Here is a 2910-nt window from a genome sequence, read left to right as displayed (position 1 = left end):
GGTAAATAGTATAAAAAAACGCTTTAATTTGTTTGTGAATATATTTTCCTTTTTAGTTTTTTATTTCAATATATTAAAATTAGTTGATAAATAAATGTGCGTTAGAAGAGTTGTGTCTATTGAATAAAGTATAAAGGGGATAAAATAAAGGAAAGAAAGACCATTGGTCCCTCTTTAGAATCTAGTACCCGATGTATTTATTATCCATCACAATACGTGTGATTCTTGTTTTATGTTAATCCACTGTGATCTTATTTAAAAATTTTTCATTTGTTGGTATAGACCTTATTGTTAATAAGGTTGCTTGTAATTATATATTCCTATTCTCTTGTTTAAAGTTTACATATTTGTTGCTTTTCTAATCCCTTTAAATGAATTGTGTTCCTTTTTTTCTTTTTGACTTTTCATCAATTACTCCTCATCTCCATAAATGGGTAAACCATTTTCCCCTGTTCCAAATCCTTTTAAAATACTCCAAACCATTCCCCTTCCAAAAAGTAATTCTAAACAACCTCCCATCAATAAAGACCAAAAGAGGAAGCGGGTCATCATGAAAAAAATTAGCAGAGATCTTCACCAGTTAAACCTTATTTTCCCCCATCAGCTATTCGAATCAAGCCCTTTGATTAAGAGTGGTTTTCCTTCCTTATTAATCGAAGAATATCTTTTCTTCCATCACTTTCACTTTCATCAACAAAAAATGGCTTTTCATCGTGCCAGCATGAAATTCTATGCCGCTTATCTGGAAACTAAAAACCTTGAGGTAGAGTATGTTGAAGCCCAGAGTGCCCTTTCTGATACCCGCATACTTATTCCGGAATTAAAAGCTCAAAAGATTACCCAAATCCATTATATCGATCCGGTAGATTTTCTTTTGGAAAAAAGATTAAATCGTGTGGCGGAAAAAGAAGGAATAAAATTGACTAAATATCCTTCCCCTGCCTTTTTAAACAGCTTAGAGGAATTAACACCCTATTTTCCATCTGAAAAGAAAAAATTCTTTCATGCTTCCTTTTACAAGGAACAGCGAAAATTAAGAGGTGTTCTGATTGAGGACAAGGAAAAACCACAAGGAGGAAAATGGAGTTTTGATACGGAAAATCGGAAAAAGTACCCTGCAAATAAGGAAGTTCCTAAGGTTGATTTTCCAAAAAAAGATTCCTTTTTTAAAGAAGCCATTAGCTACGTCAAAAATCATTTTCCAGCTCGACTGGGAAACCCGCCAGATAAGACCCTTTATCCCCATACCTTTTCCTCCGCCAAAAAATGGCTGGAGGGTTTTCTTCACCAACGACTAAAAGATTTTGGAACTTATGAAGATGCTATACGAAGGGATGGATTTCTTCTGCACCATAGCTTGATTTCCCCTCTGCTCAATACGGGCCTACTCAATCCCAGAGAAGTAGTAGAAAAGGTATTGAACTTTTCCCAAAAGAAAACCTTACCCCTGAACTCCACTGAGGGTTTTATTCGACAACTCATCGGTTGGAGGGAGTTTATAAGAGGAATTTATGTGTTTAGAGGAACGGAAGAACGCAAAAGAAACTTTTGGGGATTTCACCGAAAAATTCCTGACTCCTTTTATTCGGCCACAACGGGAATACTGCCTCTGGATACTGTAATTGAAAAAGTATTACAGACAGGGTATTGCCATCATATTGAGCGCTTAATGGTAATTGGAAATTTCATGCTCCTTTGCGAGTTCGATCCCGATGAGGTTTACCGCTGATTTATGGAGTTATTTATTGATGCTTATGATTGGGTAATGGTTCCTAACGTTTATGGTATGAGCCAGTTTGCGGATGGTGGACTATTTGCCACCAAGCCTTATATCAGTGGAAGCAATTATTTACTGAAGATGAGTGATTTTAAAAAAGGTCCCTGGCAAGCCATTTGGGATGCACTTTTCTGGAGGTTTCTACATTCCCACCGTCACTTCTTTTCTACTAATCCCCGTTTAAATCTTTTGCTAAAAACATTTGATCGTATGCCCAAAGAACAACAAGGGGAATATTTAAAAACCGCTAATGATTTTCTTAAGAAAATGGATGAGGGTTGATTCTTCTAATATATACCCTTCCACTCAGCAGCATTGTAAATGTTGGCGCAACTTCTAAAGTTTTTGTAATGCCACCGCTTTTCTAACGTCATACTCTCTTAGTTTTAAGGTCCCAAAAGCACTTTCCTGTTTTCTGAGAATTTCTAGTTTCGTAATTCATCTAAGACGATATCCAGACGAACTTTAAGCTCCAGATGATCCGGCATGATTTCCAGTCCTTTTTCAATAATGGCTTTGGCTTTGGTATACTTCCTTTCCCTATAGTAGTGCGCACCAGCTTCTGCATAAGCCATTCCAAAGCCGGCTTCCTGCATTTTTAATTTTTTACCATATTTTTCAAGGAGATCATTTGCTTTTCCAAGGTATTTAAAGCCATTGCTTTCATCATCGGCCCTAAAATATTGATAGGATATGACTACATAATTATGAAAATGAAAGGACTGAAATGGGATGTTTTCTTTTAAGAAAGCGAAGCGTTTCTCGTATCTCATCATTTGCTGAACAGTACCGAGGTTTCCAGCGCTCATAGAATGTTGTTGGATAAGACAATCTGCCAATAGGGCTTTAGTATTTACATTTTTAGGGTTTAGTCTAAAGCCTTTTTCAGCCCAAATAATGGCCTTTTATCCGAATCAATTTTTTTAAGAATGGGAAGGGGGGCGAACCAAATGCGGGCTGCGGGTTGCTCAGTGGGAGGAAGTATTTTTAGTTTTTCAGAATATAAATAATTTCAAAGGTCATCAAGATTCCCTTTTCTTTTTTAAATTGTTGGTGAAATCCAGGTCTCAAGGGGATTTATGACCTTTTCATTTCAATTTTGGGTCAAGGAAAATTATGAACCAGATTTCCAT

4 protein-coding genes are annotated in these 2910 nt (G+C 36.4%); 2 read left to right on the top strand and 2 right to left on the bottom strand.

The features are described from left to right. Nucleotides 1-411 precede the first annotated feature (411 nt). Nucleotides 412-552 carry a hypothetical protein gene (locus E1171_RS24180; protein ID WP_155204116.1) on the bottom strand — a complete coding sequence of 47 codons (141 nt, stop codon included), beginning with the start codon at nt 550-552 and terminating at the stop codon, nt 412-414. Between E1171_RS24180 and E1171_RS03505 the strand changes: the two genes are divergently transcribed. Both E1171_RS03505 and E1171_RS24705 read left to right on the top strand, forming a co-directional pair. After that, nucleotides 551-1729 (top strand): cryptochrome/photolyase family protein, encoded by a 1179-nt coding sequence (locus E1171_RS03505; protein WP_343031289.1) that lies wholly within the window; start codon nt 551-553, stop codon nt 1727-1729. The genes E1171_RS24180 and E1171_RS03505 overlap by 2 nt on opposite strands. A gap of 3 nt (nt 1730-1732) precedes the next feature. After that, nucleotides 1733-2059, top strand: a complete 327-nt coding sequence (locus tag E1171_RS24705) for a cryptochrome/photolyase family protein (protein WP_343031288.1) — start codon at nt 1733-1735, stop codon at nt 2057-2059. Between the two features lie 143 nt (nt 2060-2202). On the opposite strand, the gene E1171_RS03500 is transcribed toward E1171_RS24705, so the two are convergent. Continuing rightward, the gene (locus tag E1171_RS03500; protein ID WP_155204113.1) at nt 2203-2586 is read right to left on the bottom strand and encodes a hypothetical protein; all 384 of its coding nucleotides are present in this window, start codon (nt 2584-2586) and stop codon (nt 2203-2205) included. Between the last annotated feature and the right edge of the window lie 324 nt (nt 2587-2910).

It is taken from the genome of Xanthovirga aplysinae (assembly GCF_009711365.1).
GTDB classification, from domain to species: Bacteria; Bacteroidota; Bacteroidia; order Cytophagales; family Cyclobacteriaceae; genus Xanthovirga; species Xanthovirga aplysinae.
The sequence above is the reverse complement of the archived record's forward strand: the minus strand, read 5'-3'. Positions and strand labels throughout refer to the sequence as shown.

Bases quoted from the DNA above. Each gene is read 5' to 3' on its own strand.
- E1171_RS03505 (WP_343031289.1), top strand. From the start codon at position 551: ATGAAAAAAATTAGCAGAGATCTTCACCAGTTAAACCTTATTTTCCCC.
- E1171_RS24180 (WP_155204116.1), bottom strand. From the start codon at position 552: ATGATGACCCGCTTCCTCTTTTGGTCTTTATTGATGGGAGGTTGTTTA.
- E1171_RS24705 (WP_343031288.1), top strand. From the start codon at position 1,733: ATGGAGTTATTTATTGATGCTTATGATTGGGTAATGGTTCCTAACGTT.
- E1171_RS03500 (WP_155204113.1), bottom strand. From the start codon at position 2,586: ATGAGCGCTGGAAACCTCGGTACTGTTCAGCAAATGATGAGATACGAG.